Raw genomic sequence first — 18,852 nt, 5'->3', positions numbered from 1 at the left:
GCGCAAGCCCTGCGTATGGCGCCCTATTCGACGGCGGTCGTTGTCCCGCCAGCGGCCTCGATCGTGGTCATCTGGTCCTCGAGCGCCTGCATGTCGGCCTCTTCGCCATCATCCGAGGTGTCTGGAACGCGGAATACCTGCCCCGGCCAGATGCGATCGGGATCCTCGATCTGATCCTCGTTGGCGAGATAGATCGTGGAATAGCGCACGCCGCGGCCGTAGACCCGCCGCGATATCCGCCAAAGCGTATCGCCACGGCGGATAATCACCGCGCTCTGCACCGATTGCAGTTTCGGCGCCAGCACCTCCTCGACCGCGGGTGCAGCCGGCTCTGCGCGCGCGGTAGCGATAGCCTCGCCGGCACCGACGTCCCGTTCCGGTGCGGTTTCGCCGGTGGCGGCCGGCAGCGCGGTGTCGACCTTCGCCTGCGGTCGCTTCACAGGCGTCTCGGCGGGCCCGACGGATGCCGACGCTTCCTCGGCAAGCACCGTCTCTTCCGGCCCCTCCGGCGCGGTCGGCAAAGGCGCAACGGCGGCCACGGCCTCGCCCGGCTCGCGCTGGAACGGCACGGCGGCGCGGGCCACGACCTTGCGACCGCCATTGTCGAGGAGGTCGGCGCGCACAATATAGTCGCCGACCGGGAGATCGCGCTCGGTCTCGATCAGGAAGCGGCCGGAGGCGTTGACCTGCGCCTCGCCGAGCAGGATCGCGTTGGCATAGACCCTGACGGTCATGCCGGGCGCGCCGGTGCCGGCCACGAAGACCTGGCGACCCTCGATCTCGACGGCCTCGACACGCACGCGCGGCGCGGCCTTGTCGGCGGGTTTCGACAGGTTGCCGGCCGACGGCGGCGCACCCGCCTCAACGGAATCGGTGTCGTCGGCGTGCTGCGTCGCATCGGGCCCGGGGTCTGCGGCGGCGACTGCGACCGGGTCCTCGTCTTTCGTCGCGGCGTCAGGCTGCTCGGTATTGGCGACCTGGTCGACCGGTTCGGGCGCGCCGCTTTCGGCCGGATCGGTGTCCGCCTCCACCGTTTCGGGGCCATCCCGGGCGGTTGTGTCGGCGGGCGCGTCGACCTGTGCTGTCGATACCGGCTTCCGGGGCGCGGTTTCCTCGACCGTCTCGTCGGGGTCCTCGACGACCGTCTCCGGCGCGGCGACATCGGCCACATCCGTCCCGCCGCCGGATGCCGGGCTTTCGGGCGCGGGCACGGTGATCAGCTTGCTCGGCTTGCCCGGTTCCTCGACCAGCGCCAGAACCTGGCCCGATTCGGTCTCCGGAATCGCAACGACGGCGGTTTCGACGGAGGTCGCGACCACATTGTCGGGGGTCGTGGAGCGCAGCACGATCTGGTAATTGCCCGGCCCGAGCGGATCGTCGAGGATAACGACGAAATCGCCTTCGGGACTGGCGGCCGCCTTGGCGATCACCCGCGTTCCGATGATGATTTCAACCGACGCGTTGGGTGCGGCCTTGCCGGCAAACACAACCGAACCGTCCGGCTCGACACGAACCAGATCGAAACTCGGCGGCAGGATTTCTTTGTTTTCAGGGACTTGCTCCTCCGTCTCGACGACGGGGCCGGCAGAGGGCGCGTCGCTGGCGGGCGCAGCCTGATCGGCGTTGCGGCCGGCTTTGGCAGCAGCGCCATCATCCGGCAGGGCCGCAACCATTGCCGGCGGCTCCTTCAGAAATCCGTCGAATGCACCGCCGACATAAGCGGTCGATACGGCTGCGGCGGTTCCACCGGCCAGAAACAGAAGCGCCTTGAGCGGCGAAATCACCATTGCGAGTGCGGTCCTTTGCCGATTAGGGACGATTTATCCTGTTTTATGCGGTGCGACAAGAAAAACGGCATGCAGCACTTGACCCGCGAAGTCGCGGGTATCACCAATCACCGCCATGGAACGCATTCATTCGATCTGTGTCTATTGCGGCTCGTCGCCGGGCACCTCCGCCCGATATGTCGAGGCCGGCAAGACGCTCGGCGCGGCGATCGGCGGGGCCGATTTGCGCCTGGTTTATGGCGGCGGCGCCAAGGGCGTCATGGGCGCGGTCGCGTCGGGCGCGATGAGCGCCGGCGGCAAGGTGACCGGCATCATCCCGCGCTTCCTTATGAACAAGGAAGCCACCGAAAACGCCCTGGCCCAGCTCGACGAGTTGGTCACCACCGAGGACATGCATCAGCGCAAGCACATCATGTTCGAAAAATCCGACGCTTTCGTGGCGCTGCCCGGCGGGATCGGCACGCTGGAGGAAATCGTCGAGATCATGACCTGGGCCCAGCTCGGCCGCCATTCCAAGCCGATCGTGTTCGCCAATCTGGACGGGTTCTGGGATCCGATGCTGGCGCTGCTCGACCATATGCGCGCCGAGGGTTTCGTCCACACCGGCGACCGCGTGCGTCCGCTGGTCATCGACCGGGTCGACGACATCGTCCCGACACTGGTCGCCGAAACGTCGGCGGACCAGGTCTCGGCCGGCGACCGACGGATTATCAACCGGCTCTAGCGTATCTGTCGGGCGGGGCTGCCTGGGGCCAAAGCAGGCCGCAGCCGGGCGCGACCCCTATGCCGGCGCGCCGCGATTGCGGTACATCGACCAGCTGTAGAGTGCCAGCGCGATCCAGATCATGGCGAAGGCCAGCAAGCGGGTTTCGCCGAACGGCTCGCCGAACACGAAGACCGCAAGCAGGAAAATCATGCTCGGGGCGATATATTGCATGATACCGATGGTCGACAATCGCAGCAGCTTGGCGCCGAACCCGTAAAGCATCAGCGGCCCCGCCGTGACCACCCCGCACCCGACGAGCAACACCATGTCGGTCGGCGCCGACAAAACGAAATGCCCCTCGCCGACGACGCCCAGCCAGGCGATATAGGCAAGCGCAGGCACGCACAGCACCATCACCTCAAGGAAAAAACCCTGGCTCGGCCCGATCGGCAGCGTCTTGCGGAAGAAGCCGTAGACGGCAAAGGAAAAGGCCAGCACCAGCGACACCCACGGCAGGCCGCCGGCCCTGACCGTCAGCAGCGCGACGGCGGCCGTGGCCAGCGCAATCGCGATCATCTGCAGGCGCGACAGCCTCTCCTTGAGGAAGACAGCTCCCATCAACACGCTGACCAGCGGATTGATGTAATAGCCGAGCGAGGCTTCGACCGTCCGTTCGGCCGCGATCGCCCAGACATAAACACCCCAGTTGACCGAGATCAGGGCCGCGGTGAGCGCGGCCATGGCGAGCGTGCGCGGCGAACGCAGAGCGGCCTTCACATCGCCGGTACGGCCGAGCAGGATCAGCACCACGCCGGCGAACGGCACCGACCAGACGATACGATGGGCCAGTACCTCGACGGCCGGAACATGGCCCACCAGCTTCAGGTAGAGCGGCAGGAGCCCCCACAACAGATATGCTGCAAGGGCGAAGGCGAAGCCGCGCGCGGCGGCGTTTTCGGCCGGAGCCGTGTCGACTGTCATACCCGTGCTATGCGCCCTGACCCGGCATCCGGTCAACGGCGTGACCGCATGGCTCAGTGGTGAACCCGGCTCTGGCCTACTACGCAGCCGCCAGCCCGGCCGTTTCGCGGTTCTTGATCAGCTTGTAGACGATCGAATCCATCAGCGCCTGGAAAGAGGCGTCGATGATGTTGTCGGACACGCCCACCGTCCACCAGCGCGCGCCGGCGCCGTCATGCGATTCGATCAGCACACGGGTAATCGCCTCCGTGCCGCCATTGAGGATACGCACCTTGTAGTCGACCAGTTCCATGTCGGCGATCTCGGTCTGGAAAATGCCGAGATCCTTGCGCAACGCGATGTCGAGCGCATTGACCGGCCCGTGCCCCTCGGCGACCGAGAGCTTGGTTTCGCCGTCGACGGTCACGCGTACGATCGCCTCCGACACGGTCTTCAACTGGCCGTTGGCATCGAAACGACGCTCGACCATGCAGCGGAAGGAATCGACCGTGAAAAAATCCGGCACCCGGCCGAGCGTGCGCCGCGCCAGGAGTTCGAAACTGGCATCCGCGCCCTCATAGGCATAACCCGATGCCTCGCGTTCCTTGACCAGCGCGATCAGCGTGTCGAGGCGTGGATCGTCCCTGGCGACCGTAATGCCGCGGCGCTTCAGCTCAGCGATGAAATTGGCCTTGCCGCCCTGGTCCGAAACCATGACGCGCCGTGCATTGCCGACCGCCTCCGGCGGCACGTGCTCATAGGTCTCAGGCTCCTTCAACAGCGCCGAGGCATGGATGCCGGCCTTGGTGGCAAAGGCCGACGCGCCGACATAGGGCGCCTGCGGCTCCGGCGCACGGTTGAGCAGTTCGTCGAAAGCGCGACTGAGGCGCGAAATACCCGCGAGCCCCTCCGCCGACAGGCCGGTCTCGAAGCGGTCGGCGTAAAGCGGCTTGAGCATCAGGGTCGGGATCAGCGAGACCAGATTGGCGTTGCCACAGCGTTCGCCGATGCCGTTCAGCGTGCCCTGGACCTGGCGCACGCCGGCCTCGATCGCGGCCAGCGAATTGGCCACCGCCTGGCCGGTATCGTCATGGGCGTGGATGCCAAGCCGGTCGCCGGGAATGCCGGCGGCGATCACGTTTTCGACGACCCCGCGGATTTCGGCCGGCTGAGTGCCGCCATTGGTGTCGCACAACACCACCCAGCGCGCGCCGGCCTCGTAGGCGGCGCGCGCGCAGGCGAGCGCGTAGTCGGGATTGGCCTTGTAGCCGTCGAAGAAATGCTCGCAATCAAGCATCGCCTGCTTGCCGGCTGCGACCGCCGCGGCGACCGAGGCGCGGATCGAGTCGAGGTTTTCCTCGTTGGTGCAGCCAAGCGCGACGCGCACGTGATAGTCCCAGCTCTTGGCGACAAAACAGACCGCATCGGAGGCCGAGGCGATCAGCGCCGCCAGCCCCGGATCGTTGGAGGCCGAAACGCCGGCGCGCTTGGTCATGCCGAAGGCGACGAAGGCCGAACGCGTCGTGCGCTTTTCGGCAAAAAACGCCGTATCGGTCGGATTGGCGCCCGGATAGCCGCCCTCGACATAGTCGATGCCGAAATCGTCCAGAAGCGCGGCGATGGCGATCTTGTCTTCGACGGAAAAGTCGATGCCGGGCGTCTGCTGGCCGTCCCGCAGCGTGGTGTCGAAGAGATAGATGCGCTGTTTTGTCATGTCAGATGTCCGAAACAGGGCCGCGCGGCGCGGCGTCAGGTTTTTTCCGCAAAGGCGTCGGTGGCGCGGATCAGCCGGTCGAGAATGCCGGGTTCGGAAAAGGCGTGGCCGGCGCCCTCCACCAGATGGAATTCGGCCCGCGGCCAGGCCTTGTGCAAGGCCCAGGCGTTTTTGGCCGGACAAGGCATGTCGTAACGGCCGTGGACGATAACGCCGGGAACGTCGGCGAGCCGGCCGGCGTCACGCAGCAACTGTGCCTCGTCGAGCCAGCCGCCATGGACGAAATAGTGGTTCTCGATACGGGCGAAGGCGAGCGCAAAATCGTCCTCGCCGAACTTGCCGCTGGTGGCGGGTTCGGGCAGGAGCGTGATCGTCTCGCCTTCCCACAGGCTCCAGGCCTTGGCCGCCTCGATCTGCGCGGCCCGGTCGGCGCCGGTCAGGCGCTTGCGATAGGCGCCCATCATGTCGGCCCGCTCGGCCTGCGGGATCGGGGCGGCGAACCGCTCCCACTTGTCGGGAAACATCTCCGAGACGCCGAACTGATAATACCAGGAAAGCTCGGCCTGGGTGAGCAGGTAGATGCCGCGCAGGACCAGCTCCGATACGCGCCCGGGGTGGGCCTGGGCATAGGCGAGCGCCAGGGTGGAGCCCCAGGAACCGCCGAAGACCTGCCATTTTTCGACCCCCATCATCGCGCGTAGCCGCTCGATGTCGGCGACCAGGTGCCAGGTGGTGTTGGCCTCGAGCGAAGCGTGCGGGGTCGAGCGGCCGCAGCCGCGCTGGTCGAACAACAGCACATCGTAACGGGCCGGATCGAACAGGCGCCGATGCGCCGGCGCGATGCCGCCGCCCGGCCCCCCATGCAGGAAGACGGCCGGTTTGGCACCCTTTGTGCCGGCGCGTTCCCAATAGATGACATGGCCGTCGCCGACATCGAGCCGTCCGGTTTCGAACGGTTCGATCTCGGGATAAAGCATGCGCAACGCGGTCATGACGAACCTTCCGGCGGCCAGGTTTCGGTGTCGCGGTCGGGATGCTGGAAGGAGTCGATTTCGTGCAGGAACGTGCCGGCTGCTTCGTCCTCCAGCGTCGTGCGGCCGGGCAGGTCGCGCAGGGCGTCCACGTAAGGCAGCCTGGCCTCCACGCCCCACTGCACGACGGGCGCGATCTCTTCGGGCTGGTCGAAGGCGGCGATGGCGAGCGCCACGCCGTCCGGCGCCTCGTAGGTGAGCGGCGTGCCGCATTTTTCGCAAAAGCCGCGCCGGACGTGATTGGACGAACGAAACCGGCTCGGTTCGGCACGGGTCCACTCGAGCCGGGCGGCGCGCACGGACACCAGCGGCAGGAAAAAATTGCCGCTCGCCTTCTGGCACATGCGGCAATGGCACACCGACGCCTCGCCGAGCGCGCCCTCGACGCGAAAGCGCACCGAGCCGCACTGGCAGCCGCCGGCATAGACCGGCTTGTTGTCGAGGCTCATCGCGCGCCTCCTCCCCACATCGTCGCCGCCCTCACCGCTTCACCTCCCAGGTGGTGACGCGCTCGCCGGTCCCGGGGTCCTTGCCGTCCTTCAACTGAATGCCTTGAGCGGCCAGTTCATCGCGGATGCGGTCGGCCTCGGCCCAGTTTTTGTCGCGGATCAAGGCGAGGCGGCGTTCGACGAATTGAGCGACGTCGATATCCGCCTCAAGGGCCGATAGATCGATGCCGATCAGCGCGCCGGCCGCAAAAAGCGTGTCCGGGGACAGCTCCGGAGCGTTCATCAGCTTAAGATAGCCGGACAGGTCGAGATCGTCACAAAGCGCCTCGACAAACGGCAATTCGACTTCGCCGCCGTGTGCGCCCGTTACCCGGCGACGCCATTTGGCGAGCAGGTTTTCCGCTTCCTCCAGCCTGCGCACGGAAAAATCGATCGGCTCGCGGTAATGGGTCATCAGCATGGCGAGCCGCAAGACCGCGCCCGGCCATTTGCGGCCGCCGAATTTATCGGTGTGCAGCAGATCGTGGATGGTGACGAAATTGCCCTCCGACTTCGACATCTTGCGGCCCTCGACCTGCAGAAAACCGTTATGCATCCAGTAGCGCGCCATCGCCTGGGTGCCGTGGGCGCAGCGCGACTGGGCGATCTCGTTTTCGTGATGCGGGAAGATCAGGTCGAGCCCGCCGCCGTGAATGTCGAAGACCTCGCCCAGATAGGCCGCAGACATCGCCGAGCATTCGATGTGCCAGCCGGGGCGGCCGCGAATGGTCGTGCTTTTGCCGTCGATGACGAAGCTGGCGTCCCAGCCGGGCTCGTCGCTGGACGACTGCTTCCACAACACGAAATCGGCCGGGGTCTTCTTGTGCGCCTCGACCGCCACGCGCGCGCCGGCCTGCTGGTCTTCCAGCCTGCGCCGCGACAGGCGACCATAATCGGGCATGGAAGCGGTGTCGAACAGGATTTCGCCTTTCACCGCATAGGCATGGCCGCGTTCGATGAGAGATTGAATCAAGCCGACCATGTCGGTCTTGCCGTCGTCGCGCGGCAGAACGAATTCGGTCGCGCGGGGCTCGAAACTCGGCTCGAGGCAGCCGAGCGCCTTGACGTCCTCATGAAACTGGTCGGCCGTCTTGTGCGTCACCTTGCCGATCGCCTGGTTGAGGCTCAGCCGGCCGGCGCGGATGTCGTCGCCGAAATCGCGCAACGCGCGCGCATTGATCTTGTCGTCGACGTCGGTGATGTTGCGCACATAGGTGACGTGGTCGGCGCCGTAGAGATGGCGCAGCAGCCGGTACAATACGTCGAAGACGATGACGGGACGGGCATTGCCGATATGGGCGAAATCGTAGACCGTCGGCCCGCAGACATAAAGGCGCACATCGTGCGGGTCGAGGGGGACGAAATCCTCCTTCTCTCGGCTCAGCGTGTTGTAGAGGCGAAGTCCGCGAAAGGCCTCAGACATGCGTTTTTCCTTCATCGCCGGCCGCCGGAACCGGCCGGCCGCTACCCGAAATCCGTCGCCCGCCGACTGGCCGGGGCGTTTTTCTCAACCGTGAAGAGGAACGAAAACGACCGGGCCAGCGGGGCGCTAGCCACAAATGCAGATGCCGGTAATGGCACGAAGCGTTTTCATGGCCGGCTTTATCGCCCCGGCAGCGCCGAGCGTCAAGGCGAATTGGCGTGCCGCGAGCACCAGGCATGTTGTCGGAACGCAACAGTCCGGCCCGGAAGAAACCCTCCGTTAAGCGGAATCACCGCACGCTGCGAACCAGAACGGCAACTGCCACGTTTCGGTCGCAATCGAGACCCAAGTGGCGGCCCGTTCAGCGGTTGCCGCGAACGAGAACGAGACGGGTTCAAAAACGCCATGCCACGCACCACGATCGAAGCCGAACGCGAACGCCAGCGCGCCGAAGATCAGGCCCTCACCAACAAGTACCGCGCCATCGGACCGGCGGCGGTGCTTGCAGCGCTGATCTGCCTGAAGGCGAAGGAAAACGACGGCGTTGCGGCGCAAGGCCGGACGGCTTAGAGCCGTTCCACGGCGTCTGACGCGGACGCCGTCAGAACAGGTCGAGTTGGGCCCCGACGGCCCGGCCGGGCGCAGCGGGCGCCTCGTAGGCGTCGGTGTCTGCGCCTAGCGCGACCGGGTCGAGAATATCCGGTCCGGCATTGGCGACCTTGTTGACCTTGTCGGATATCGGGATCGCCTCGAAGAAACCGGGCTCGACCGGCCTCAGAAGGTCGGCGACATCGGCCGGACGGTAGGAGCGGCAGTCGAGCCAGCGCGAGAAATCCGCGCGGCGGATAACCACCGGCATGCGGTGGTGGATGTCGGCGATCTGGGCGTTGGCGGCCGTGGTCAGGACCGCCGCTGTGTCGAGTTCCGCCCCGCCCGGATCCAGAAATGTTTCCATCAGCCCGCCAAAAGCGATCAGACCGCCGTCTCGCGGGCGCACGAAATAGGGCTGCGCCTTTGCGTTGTCCCGGCGCTTCCATTCGAAAAAGCCGGAGGCTGGGATCAACGCCCGGCGATGGCGCATGGCGGCCTTAAAGGAGTTTTTTTCCGCCGCGGTCTCCGAGCGCGCATTGATGAGCAGCGGCAGGTCCCCCGGGGTCTTGGCCCAGGCCGGGATGAACCCCCAGCGCACCAGCAGCCCCTGCCTGTCGGGCAGGTTCGAGCCCGGCCGGCGCGGCGGGCCGGCGAGCGCGACCAGGATCGGCTGGGTCGGGGCGATGTTGTAGCGCGGCGGGAAATCCACGCCGCCGGCTACGCCTAAAAACGTCTCGACCTCATCGAGCGTCACCGTCAATGCAAACCGTCCACACATGGCGGCAAGGTCGCCGCGGGCGGTGCGCGCGTCAAGCCGGCGCCGGCACAGATTGCGCGACGGCGCGCAGACGGCTACCTGTTGCGGCCATGAGACAGAATGAAATGCCCGTACTGGCCGTGTCGGTCGCGCTCAGGCGCGGCGACCGGCTGTTGCTGGTGCGGCGCGCGCGTGCGCCGTCGAAGGGCGTCTATGCCTTCCCCGGCGGCCGGGTCGAGGCCGGCGAGACGCTCGAGGAAGCCGCGCGGCGCGAACTGAGGGAGGAAACCGGGCTTTCGGCGGGCGCGCTCGTCGTGCACGAGGTCGTCGACCTGCCGGCGGCCAACGACCACCCATCGACATACCGGCTTACGGTGTTTGCGGGCGACTATGCCGGCGGCGAGGCGGTCGCGGCCGACGATGCCGAGGCGGTCGGCTGGTATTCGCTCTACGAGGCGCGCGCGCTTGCCATGCCGCCGTCAATGCGCAGCGCCGTCGACGCCATGCTGGCGGGACCCGGCGTGTCGGCCGGTCTTGCTGGTGACAAAATCAGCGACCAGGATCGATGACCATGCGCGCGACAACCGCCCTTCTATCCGCCGTTCTGGCGTTTTCGACACTGACGGCCACACCGGCGCGCGCCGTCGACGCGCCGTACGACGAGCGCCTGCTGCGGCTCGCCGAGGTGCTGGGATCGCTGCATTATCTGCGCAATCTGTGCGGAGAGACGGGCAATCTGTGGCGCGAGCAAATGGAGGCGCTGCTGGCCAGCGAAAATCCGCCCGCCGACAAGCGGGCGCGCTACATCGCCCGTTTCAACCGCGGCTACCGCTCGTTCGCGCAAACGCATGTGAACTGCACCGAATCGACCAAGGCCGCGATCGAACGCTATATGAAGGAGGGCGAGCTATTGTCGCGCGACACCGCGGCGATGTTCGGCAATTAGGGCTTCGTTAACTTTTTCCGCAGGCGCGGCGTGCAAGCCGTTTTGCATATGCTAAAAGATTAACGGGACATTAAGGGACGACGGCCGGCGGTGCCGATTCGGCGCACTGCTGAAAGGGTGGAATGCTACATGGAACATGGCAGCGGTGAAATTGACGCGCTGATTCGCGAGGAAAAGCGCCTGACCGCGATCGAGAGTCAGACGGAAGCCTGGGCGGAGGGCCTGTCGGCCGGAATCGAACCCGAGATCATCGCCGAGGCGGCGCTGACCACGGCTTTCGAGGAATTGCTGCGATCCTGTAACGAGGACATCGCGCTCGGGCTGATCGAGAAAATCCGCGAAAAAGTGGTCAGCGGCGAATTCGAGCACGCTCGCTCCTGCCACTAACGCCTCGTCCAGCACGGGGGCCAAGCCAGGCGATCCATACCGCATGCTGAGCGCATCGACAGCACGATCACGCAGTGGACCGACAAGACGATCGGCGCTGCTGCTGTTTTTGTCGGCTGCGGGCCTCGCCTTGGCGGTGCCGAGCGCCGAAGCCGGCGCGACGGCAATCACGGTCCGCGAACAGCTTGCGCTCAGCGAGCTCAAGCGCAATGAAATGCCGGACGCGCCGCTCGACAATGCCGGCGATATGGTCGCGCCGCCGGACCAGCCGGTCGAAACGGTCCCCTTGCCCGATCCGATCGAGCGCTTGCCGTTGCCCGATACGCCAGGCGGCACGGTGGAAACACCGCAACCGGACGTCCCGAGCGAGGATGACGGCACCGAAGCAGCCTCGGACGACCAGACACTTCCGGAGGTCATCTACGATCTCGACCGGCTGCCCGAACCCGTCCGGCGCATGCACGGGCTGATCATGTCGGCCTGCCGCAGCGGCGAACTGGAGGCGCTCAGGCCGCTGATCGGCCCCGGCCCGAACGGCACCCAACTTTCCTTCGGGACCGTCGAGGGCGATCCGATCGAGTTCCTGCGCCAGGCGGCGGGCGACGCCGACGGGCAGGAAATCCTCGCCATTCTGCTCGAGGTGCTGGATGCCGGCTACGTCCACCTCGACGCGGGCACGCCGAACGAGATCTATGTCTGGCCCTATTTCTTCTCGATGCCGCTCGACGCGCTGACGCCGCCGCAGCGGGTGGAATTGTTCGAGATCGTCACCGCGGGCGACTACGAGGACATGAAGAATTTCGGCGGTTACAATTTCTATCGCGTCGGCATCACCCCGGAGGGCCGCTGGGTGTTCTTTGTCGCCGGCGACTGAGCCTCCGTGCCTTGCACGCGGCACCGGCGCGCCCATATGAAAAGGCGAGAGGGAGAGCCGTCATGAGCGCGCGAGACCATTTCGCCCCGCCTTTCGAACACGCTTTGCAACGCCGCCGCGTCCGCTCGCGCGCGGGGATCGTCCGGCGCGTCGCGATGTTCCAGATAAAACTGTTCGCCGACGGGCTGCGCGACGTGGTGATGAGCCCGCTCTCGATCCTGGCCGCGATCATGGGCGCCTTTTCCAAGCGTGACCCGGACATCTATTTCGATCGGCTGATGCATTTCGGTCGCGACACCGACCGGTGGATCAATCTGTTCGAATTGAACGATCCGGCCTTGCGCGACTCAACGACGCTCGACACCATCGCCGACGATCTGGAACAGGCCGTACGCCGCGACTATGACGCCGGCGGGCTCAGCGCCCAGGGTGCGGAACGGCTGCGTAGACTGGCCGCGCAATTGCGCAGACGCGGCGACGCGGGCATCGACCGCTAGCAGCGCGCTTACGCGGCCCGCGTGCCGGCCGCAACGTTGCTCTCCCCTTGCCCCTCCGGCCGGCCCGGCCTACCTAGGCGGAGTGTCCAATCACAGGCCGATTTTGTTCATGCCGACCATTCGCCTCGACAACCGCGCCCTCCTATCGGTGCGCGGCCCTGACGCCGAAAGCCTGCTCCAGAACGTGGTCACGCCCGACCTCGCGGCACTTGGCAAGAACGCCGCAAAACCCGGCGCGCTGTTGACCCCGCAAGGCAAGATCCTGTTCGATTTCCTGATCGCCCGCGATGGCGAAGCCGGTTTCGTTGTGGAGTGCCGCGCCGACATTGCGGACGATTTCCTGCGCCGTCTGATGCTTTACAAGCTGCGCGCCAAAGTCGAAATAACAAAGCAGGAACAGGGAATTGTTCTGGTTTCCTGGCAAGATGATTCGGGTGGTTCACAGCTTGAATCATCCGGTTCAGAAAGTGATTCAGGCGCGCTCGCCGATACACGCTTTCCCGACCGCCTGGCGGTGCGCCGCCATTACCACGCCGCACCCGACCAGCGGGCCGACACCGAGCAAGACGCATGGACGCGGCTGCGGATCGAGCATGGCGTGGCCGAAAGCGGCGCCGACTACACGCTCGGCGACGCCTTTCCGCACGACGTGCTATTCGACCAAAATGGCGGCGTCGGTCTGCGCAAGGGCTGTTTCGTCGGCCAGGAAGTGGTCAGCCGCATGCAGCATCGCGGCACCGCGCGGCGGCGCCTGTTGATCGTACGTGCTTCCTCACCCCTGCCCGCCCCCGGCACGCCAGTGACCGTCGATGGACGTCCGATCGGCACGCTCGGCTCGGTGGCCGGCAGCAACGGCCTGGCCATCGTTCGCATCGACCGGGCCAAAGAGGCGATCGACGCCGGCACGGCAATCAGCGCCGGCGACGTCGCGGTGACGCTGGAAATTCCGCCCGGTATGGATTTTTCCTTTTCCGAACCGAGGCCCGACGGAGCCGCGCAGTGACCGCCAGCGCGCCGGGTCGCGCCTGGCAACGTATGCTGTCGGGCCGCCGGCTCGACCTGCTCGACCCCTCGCCGCTCGACATCGAAATCGTCGACATCGCCCACGGACTGGCGCGCGTGGCACGCTGGAACGGCCAGACCCACGGGGACCACGCTTTTTCGGTCGCACAGCACTCGCTGCTGGTCGAGGCGATCCTCGCCCAAAGCCCGGGCCGGCAGGATCGCCGCCCGCGCCTGGCAGCCCTGCTGCATGACGGCGCCGAATATGTGATCGGCGACATGATCTCGCCGTTCAAGGCCGTCGTAGGCGGTGGCTACAAGGAGGTGGAAAACCGCATCCAGGCGGCCATCCATCTGCGTTACGGCCTGCCGGCGAAACTGCCCGAGACGCTGAGAAAAGCCATCAAGCGCGCCGACCAGATCGCCGCCTATTTCGAAGCAACGGAACTGGCCGGGTTTTCCGAAAGCGAGGCGGCGAAGTTTTTCGGCCGGCCGCGCGGCTTTACCGCCGCCATGCTCGATCTTGAGCCGAAACCGGCCAGCGAAGCGCAGCGCGCCTTCGTGGCGCGTTTCGAGGCGATCGAGGCCGGCTGACGCGGAAGCAGGCTGGCACGCGAGCCGGCCTATCGCTCCAGCCGGTCGAGAAACCATTGCGTCAGACGAGTCCAGACCGCGTCCTTCTCGCCGGCGTCCTCGCACCCATGATCGAGATTGGGATTGTCGTTGACCTCGATGACGAACACGCCGTCCGGCGTTTCCTTGAGGTCGACACCGTAGAGCCCGTCGCCAATGCAGCGCGCCGCGCGCACCGCGACGTCGACCACGTGGGCGGGCGTATCGCGCAGGGTGAAAGCCTTGAAGCCGCCCTGCACGGGCTTGCCGCCTCGGTCGTGATTGACGATCTGCCAGTGCTTTTTCGCCATCAGATACTGGACGGCGAACAGCGGCTCGCCGCCGAGCACGCCGATGCGCCAGTCGAATTCGGTGGGCAGGAATTTCTGCGCGATCAGCAGATCGGATTCGCGCAACCAATGGCCGGCAAGCTCCTTGAGCGCGCGCTCGTCGGCCGCCTTTTTCACCCCGCGTGAAAAGGCGCTGTCGGGGATTTTCAGCACCAGCGGAAAGCCGAGCTGGCTTGCCGCCGTCTCGAGATCGGCAGGGCCGGCGATCATCACCGTCGGCGGCACAGGTACTTTGTTTAACTCCATCAATTCGTTGAGATAGACCTTGTTGGTGCAGCGGATCATCGACAGCGGATCGTCGATGACCGGCATACCCTCCTGCTGGGCGCGGCGGGCGAAGCGGTAGGTGTGGTTGGAGATCGCCGTCGTCTCGCGGATGAACAGCGCGTCGTAATTGGCGAGCCGGGCCAGATCCTTCTTCGTCACCGGCTCGACCTCGACCCCCATCCTGGCGGCCACCCTGGCCCAGTGGCGCAGCGACGAGACCTGCGAGGGCGGCAGTTCCTCGTTCGGGTCGATCAGCGTGGCGAAGGCGTAGCGCGCCGTGGTTCGCGATTTCGTCTCGCGCCACTCGCGGCCGGTATAGGTGGCCAGACAGTCGACGAAGCGCGCCTGTTCGTCGGGTTTCATCCGGGCCAGCGGCAGAAAGCCGATCTTGCGGATCGCCGCCCAGCCGGCGCGATCCTCGATCGTCACCTCAAGCGCGGGCGCGCGAAACCAGTCGAACAGCAAACGCGCGAAGCGGTCGGTCGCCTTGGTTGACGCAATGCCGAAGAAGACCGTCAGTCGCGCCGGAACGATGCCTCCCAGATCCTTGCGACATCTGTTCAACGCCTGCTCCAGCTCCGGCAGCGCGTTCTCGTACAGCTTGCGCTCTGACAGATCGATGATCGTCTCCACCGAGGGGATGACGCGATGGCCGCGCGACGACGCCAGCAGCGATGCGTAATAACCGCGGCTTTGATAGGCATAGCTGTTCGACAGGTTGATAACCTTCGGCCGCTGGCCGCGAAACAGCGCCGGATGAGCGAGGTAATCGCGATTGGTGATGATCTTGTGCGGCGTGGCCGCCGGACCGAGGTCGTTGCGCCTGCCCGTGAGAATGACCCAGCTCATCGTTCCTCGTGCCGTTTGATCATCACTGCGGCGCGCAACCCGTCGCGCCCGAACTGCGCCATGCGCATGAAAATCGCATAAGGCACGGGAATACCGGCCGCATCCGTCATGGTTTCACCGCGCTCGTCCTCCACCCACGGATCATGGATGGTAATATGTTTGCCATCATCGGCGATGGCCAGCACCCAGTGCGGAACCTTCTGGCCGAACATCAGATAGCCGCTCACCAAAACCATCGCGAGCCCACCACCGGACAGGCAGGCGCCGATATCATCCAGCGAAAAGGCGCGCGTATGGGTTGGGATGTCGTATTCGACAGCGCGCCGACGGAAATCGGCCTGGGCCACTTCCATCACCGAGCGTTTTTCGTGGCTGCGCACTGACTGCAGAAAAAGCGGACCGACGGCCGACACGAAGATTTCGGCCGACAGGCCGAGATCGTGCGCGGCCACCGCCAGTCCGAACGGTTCGCAGCCACCGGCGCCCGACATCATGAACACCGTCGTCGCCTGGCGCCAAAGGCGCAGTTCGGTGGTCCGGTCGGCTTCGTAGCCGGGCAGGAAATGGCCGGCGGCCATCATCAGGCAGCACGGGCCGCAGGTGAAATCCCAGCTCTGCGGATAATAGGGAACGCCGGTCGCGGGCGGATGCTGGCCGCGCAGCGTCTTTTCGAACCGCAGCGCCGCCATACCGTCATGGTAATAGTCGGGCTCGCGGCCGATGCGGCGATAGCCGTTCTGCTTGTAAAGTGCGATCGCCCGGTGGTTGTCCTCGCGCACTTCGAGCCGCAGCAAGAGCCTTTCGCGATCGAACGCCGCGCTTTCGGCCGCCTGGAGCAGCGCCCGGCCAAGCCCGGCCAGACCGCAGGTGCGCGCGATCGAATAGAGCCTGGCCACGCCGCTACCCTTGCGAAACAGCACCACGACATAACCGGCGACGTGTCCGTCCACCTCAACGACGCGCGCGGCGGCGGTCTCCCGCTCGATCAACTGGCGAAAAGAGCGGCGCGATATCCGATCGCCCGCAAAAGCGGCTTGCTCGATGGCGACCAGAGCATCGATATCGGCCATACCGGCCGGGCGAACGCGCGAAGACATGGCTGCGTCATGATCCAAGGGCGACCCTGTGGCTCCGCCCTCGGAGCCGCCTGTACCGGGTCGTCATGCGGCGCAGGCTGAGAATTGCCATCGCACCTGAATTGCGACGGAAGTGTGGCGAAACCTTTGGACAGACATTGCTCTTTCCAAACGACGATCGCCACTGTCGCGCGGGCTGGCGGCGGCCTCCGGATTTTGCCGCGCGCGGCCTTTCAAGCCGGGGCGCGATCCGGTCTAATGCCGGTCAAATCACACAATCGCGAAGGACCCCCATGGACAAGATCGGAGAAAACGCAACCGGTATGATGGCAGCGCTCAGCGCCGGATTGGAGCAGGCGGGCGCGCTCGCCGTGGAGTATTCCTTCTCGGTCCTGGGCGCGGTGATTCTCTTGATCGCCGGCTTCATCGTCGCCGGGGTGGTCGAACGCTCGGCCTATCGCGGGCTCTCCGGCGTGCGCGGCTTCGACGAAACGCTGAAGAAGTTTCTGTCCAAGACGGCGCGTTACGGCGTTTTGATCATCACCGTCGTCGCCGTTCTGGCGCAATTCGGCGTCCAGACGGCCAGCATCCTGGCCGCGCTCGGCGCCGCCGGCCTGGCCATCGGGCTCGCCCTGCAGGGCACGTTGCAGAACATCGCCGCCGGCATCATGCTGCTGGTGCTCAGGCCGTTCCGCGTCGGTGAATATATCGATGCGGGCAACGTTTCGGGCACCATCGTGGAGATCGGGCTGTTTGCGACCGAATTGAAAACTGTCGACGGGCTGTTCGTGCTCGCCCCCAACAGCGAATTGTGGAACTCGCCGGTCACCAACTATACGCGCAATGCGCTGCGCCGGGCGGACGTGACAATCGGCATCGGCTATGGCGACGACATCGACCTGGCCCAGACGACGCTGGCCGGGCTGATCGACGGCGACAAGCGGGTGCTGTCCGAACCGGCGCCGACCACCTTCGTCAGCGAACTCGGCGACAGCGCGGTGGCGGTGACGGCGCGCTACTGGACCAGGACGCCGGACTGGTTCCAGACCAAGCTCGACGTCACCAAGGCCGCCAAGCTCGCCTTTGACGACAAGGGCATCTCGATCCCCTTCCCGCAGCGCGACGTGCATCTGATCGGCCAGGACAAGGACTGAACCACGCCGGCGCCGCGCTGGGCGCGGCGCCGGCCGCCCGTGTCTTTCATCAAGAAAATTGATCCACACAACGCGCTCTATTCGCTGGAATGAAGCCGACCGATCGCTAAAATCCATGCGAACAGGAGTTCGCCCCCGCATGGCCGTCCCGTCCAGTCCCGCCGAGAGCCGATCCACCCTGCCCTGGCTCATCATCATCTGCGGCTGCCTGATCGCGGCGTTGACCTTCGGTCCGCGTTCGGCGATGGGCTTCTTCCAGTTGCCCATGCTTGCCGAAAAAGGCTGGGATCGCACGACGTTCGGGCTGGCGATGGCGATCCAGAACCTGGCCTGGGGACTGGGCACGCCGCTGTTCGGCGCAATTGCCGACAAATTCGGAACCTGGCGGGTGCTGGCGCTTTCCGGGGCGATGTACGCGTCGGGGCTCTATCTGATGGCGGGCGCCGAGAGCGCGACCATGCTGCATATCGGCGGCGGCCTGCTCGTCGGGCTCGGGGTCGCCTCAGGCTCGTTCGGCATCGTGCTGGCAGCCTTTGCCCGCAACGTACCGCCGGAGGGCCGCAGCCTCGCCTTCGGCATCGGCACAGCCGCGGGGTCGGCCGGCATGTTCCTGTTCGCCCCGCTGAGCCAGGGGCTGATCGACAGCTATGGCTGGCACGACACGCTGGTCATCATGAGTGTGATGATGCTGGCCGTCCCGCTGCTGGCCGTTCCGTTGCGCGGCAATTCGTCGAGCGGCAGCAACAGCCAGAGCGAGATCGAGCAGACGGCCGGCCAGGCCCTGCGCGAGGCTTTTGGCCATCACAGCTATCTGCTTCTGGTGTCCGGCTTTTTCGTTTGCGGTTTCCAGGTCGCCTTCATCACCGCGCATTTTCCCGCCTATGTTTCGGATATCGGCATCGAGGCGCGTTATGCTGTGATTGCCCTCGCCCTGATCGGGTTTTTCAACATTATCGGCTCGCTCGCCTCCGGCTTCATCGGCCAACGCTATTCCAAGCCGATCTTCCTGGCCTGGATCTATATCGGCCGCTCGGTGCTGGTGACGGCGTTCCTGCTCTTGCCGCAAACGCCGGCCAGCGTGGTCGTGTTCGCCATCATCATGGGGCTGCTGTGGCTGTCGACGGTGCCGCCGACCAACGCGCTGGTCGCCATCATGTTCGGCACCCGCCATCTCGGCATGCTGGGCGGGTTCGTCTTCCTGTCGCACCAGATCGGCTCGTTCCTGGGCGTTTGGCTTGGCGGCTATCTCTACGACCTCTACGGCTCCTACGATGCGGTGTGGTGGCTGGGCGTCGCGCTCGGCCTGTTCGCGGCGATCGTGCACTGGCCGATCAGGGAGCAGGCGGTCGATCGACCGGCGCTCGCCGCGGCCGAATAGGGA

General features: G+C 65.6%; 20 protein-coding genes. 11 read left to right on the top strand and 9 right to left on the bottom strand.

The window, feature by feature from the left end; all coding sequences use genetic code 11:
• Positions 1-23 precede the first annotated feature (23 nt).
• Positions 24-1,787 (bottom strand): LysM peptidoglycan-binding domain-containing protein, encoded by a 1,764-nt coding sequence (locus ACT2B0_RS05820; protein ID WP_473462413.1) that lies wholly within the window; start codon positions 1,785-1,787, stop codon positions 24-26.
• A gap of 115 nt (positions 1,788-1,902) precedes the next feature.
• Between ACT2B0_RS05820 and ACT2B0_RS05815 the strand changes: the two genes are divergently transcribed.
• Entirely contained in the window at positions 1,903-2,511 is a 609-nt protein-coding gene (locus tag ACT2B0_RS05815) for an LOG family protein (protein ID WP_473462410.1), read from the top strand.
• Between the two features lie 57 nt (positions 2,512-2,568).
• Here the strand turns inward: ACT2B0_RS05815 and rarD are convergent, their stop codons facing one another.
• From rarD to cysS, 5 genes are all read right to left on the bottom strand, one after another.
• On the bottom strand, positions 2,569-3,474 hold the full coding sequence (gene rarD / locus ACT2B0_RS05810; protein WP_473462407.1) for an EamA family transporter RarD: 906 nt from the start codon (positions 3,472-3,474) through the stop codon (positions 2,569-2,571).
• A gap of 79 nt (positions 3,475-3,553) precedes the next feature.
• On the bottom strand, positions 3,554-5,167 hold the full coding sequence (gene cimA, locus ACT2B0_RS05805; protein WP_473462405.1) for a citramalate synthase: 1,614 nt from the start codon (positions 5,165-5,167) through the stop codon (positions 3,554-3,556).
• Between the two features lie 35 nt (positions 5,168-5,202).
• Complete coding sequence (pip, locus tag ACT2B0_RS05800) at positions 5,203-6,159, bottom strand: prolyl aminopeptidase (protein WP_473462402.1); 957 nt, start codon at positions 6,157-6,159, stop codon at positions 5,203-5,205.
• Positions 6,156-6,647, bottom strand: a complete 492-nt coding sequence (locus ACT2B0_RS05795; protein ID WP_473462399.1) for a GFA family protein — start codon at positions 6,645-6,647, stop codon at positions 6,156-6,158. Before ACT2B0_RS05795 ends, pip begins: the two co-directional genes overlap by 4 nt.
• A 31-nt stretch (positions 6,648-6,678) precedes the next feature.
• Positions 6,679-8,109 carry a cysteine--tRNA ligase gene (gene cysS, locus ACT2B0_RS05790; protein ID WP_473462396.1) on the bottom strand — a complete coding sequence of 477 codons (1,431 nt, stop codon included), beginning with the start codon at positions 8,107-8,109 and terminating at the stop codon, positions 6,679-6,681.
• A gap of 405 nt (positions 8,110-8,514) precedes the next feature.
• Here cysS and ACT2B0_RS05785 point away from each other — a divergent pair, with 405 nt between their 5' ends.
• Complete coding sequence (locus tag ACT2B0_RS05785) at positions 8,515-8,679, top strand: transcriptional regulator (RefSeq protein ID WP_473462393.1); 165 nt, start codon at positions 8,515-8,517, stop codon at positions 8,677-8,679.
• Between the two features lie 31 nt (positions 8,680-8,710).
• On the opposite strand, the gene ACT2B0_RS05780 is transcribed toward ACT2B0_RS05785, so the two are convergent.
• Complete coding sequence (locus ACT2B0_RS05780; RefSeq protein WP_473462390.1) at positions 8,711-9,478, bottom strand: SOS response-associated peptidase; 768 nt, start codon at positions 9,476-9,478, stop codon at positions 8,711-8,713.
• A 104-nt stretch (positions 9,479-9,582) separates the two neighbouring features.
• Between ACT2B0_RS05780 and ACT2B0_RS05775 the strand changes: the two genes are divergently transcribed.
• The 7 genes from ACT2B0_RS05775 (at position 9,583) to ACT2B0_RS05745 (ending at position 13,757) form a co-directional block, all read left to right on the top strand.
• Positions 9,583-10,026, top strand: a complete 444-nt coding sequence (locus ACT2B0_RS05775) for an NUDIX hydrolase (RefSeq protein ID WP_473462388.1) — start codon at positions 9,583-9,585, stop codon at positions 10,024-10,026.
• Positions 10,027-10,028: 2 nt separating this feature from the next.
• Complete coding sequence (locus ACT2B0_RS05770) at positions 10,029-10,403, top strand: TIGR02301 family protein (RefSeq protein ID WP_473462385.1); 375 nt, start codon at positions 10,029-10,031, stop codon at positions 10,401-10,403.
• 129 nt (positions 10,404-10,532) lie between these two features.
• A complete protein-coding gene (locus ACT2B0_RS05765) occupies positions 10,533-10,790 on the top strand; it encodes a hypothetical protein (RefSeq protein ID WP_473462382.1) in 258 nt (85 codons plus the stop codon).
• A 43-nt stretch (positions 10,791-10,833) separates the two neighbouring features.
• On the top strand, positions 10,834-11,664 hold the full coding sequence (locus tag ACT2B0_RS05760) for a hypothetical protein (RefSeq protein WP_473462379.1): 831 nt from the start codon (positions 10,834-10,836) through the stop codon (positions 11,662-11,664).
• A 62-nt stretch (positions 11,665-11,726) separates the two neighbouring features.
• Positions 11,727-12,161 (top strand): hypothetical protein, encoded by a 435-nt coding sequence (locus ACT2B0_RS05755; protein WP_473462376.1) that lies wholly within the window; start codon positions 11,727-11,729, stop codon positions 12,159-12,161.
• 109 nt (positions 12,162-12,270) lie between these two features.
• Positions 12,271-13,164 (top strand): CAF17-like 4Fe-4S cluster assembly/insertion protein YgfZ, encoded by an 894-nt coding sequence (ygfZ, locus tag ACT2B0_RS05750; protein ID WP_473465812.1) that lies wholly within the window; start codon positions 12,271-12,273, stop codon positions 13,162-13,164.
• 32 nt (positions 13,165-13,196) lie between these two features.
• Complete coding sequence (locus tag ACT2B0_RS05745) at positions 13,197-13,757, top strand: YfbR-like 5'-deoxynucleotidase (RefSeq protein WP_473465809.1); 561 nt, start codon at positions 13,197-13,199, stop codon at positions 13,755-13,757.
• A gap of 29 nt (positions 13,758-13,786) precedes the next feature.
• Here ACT2B0_RS05745 and ACT2B0_RS05740 read toward each other — a convergent pair whose 3' ends face one another.
• Both ACT2B0_RS05740 and ACT2B0_RS05735 read right to left on the bottom strand, forming a co-directional pair.
• Positions 13,787-15,241: a RimK family protein gene (locus ACT2B0_RS05740; protein ID WP_473462373.1), complete on the bottom strand. Its 1,455-nt coding sequence runs from the start codon at positions 15,239-15,241 to the stop codon at positions 13,787-13,789.
• Positions 15,238-16,338, bottom strand: a complete 1,101-nt coding sequence (locus tag ACT2B0_RS05735) for a peptidase C39 family protein (protein WP_473462370.1) — start codon at positions 16,336-16,338, stop codon at positions 15,238-15,240. The genes ACT2B0_RS05740 and ACT2B0_RS05735 overlap by 4 nt, the downstream gene beginning before the upstream one ends.
• A 272-nt stretch (positions 16,339-16,610) precedes the next feature.
• On the opposite strand from ACT2B0_RS05735, the gene ACT2B0_RS05730 reads away from it, so the two are divergent.
• Together ACT2B0_RS05730 and ACT2B0_RS05725 are read left to right on the top strand one after the other, a co-directional pair.
• Positions 16,611-17,471 carry a mechanosensitive ion channel family protein gene (locus tag ACT2B0_RS05730; RefSeq protein WP_473462368.1) on the top strand — a complete coding sequence of 287 codons (861 nt, stop codon included), beginning with the start codon at positions 16,611-16,613 and terminating at the stop codon, positions 17,469-17,471.
• 139 nt (positions 17,472-17,610) lie between these two features.
• On the top strand, positions 17,611-18,849 hold the full coding sequence (locus ACT2B0_RS05725) for an MFS transporter (RefSeq protein WP_473462365.1): 1,239 nt from the start codon (positions 17,611-17,613) through the stop codon (positions 18,847-18,849).
• The last annotated feature ends 3 nt before the right edge of the window (positions 18,850-18,852 follow it).

The organism is Nitratireductor sp. J20-h4 (genome assembly GCF_056780505.1).
The sequence above is the reverse complement of the archived record's forward strand: the minus strand, read 5'-3'. Positions and strand labels throughout refer to the sequence as shown.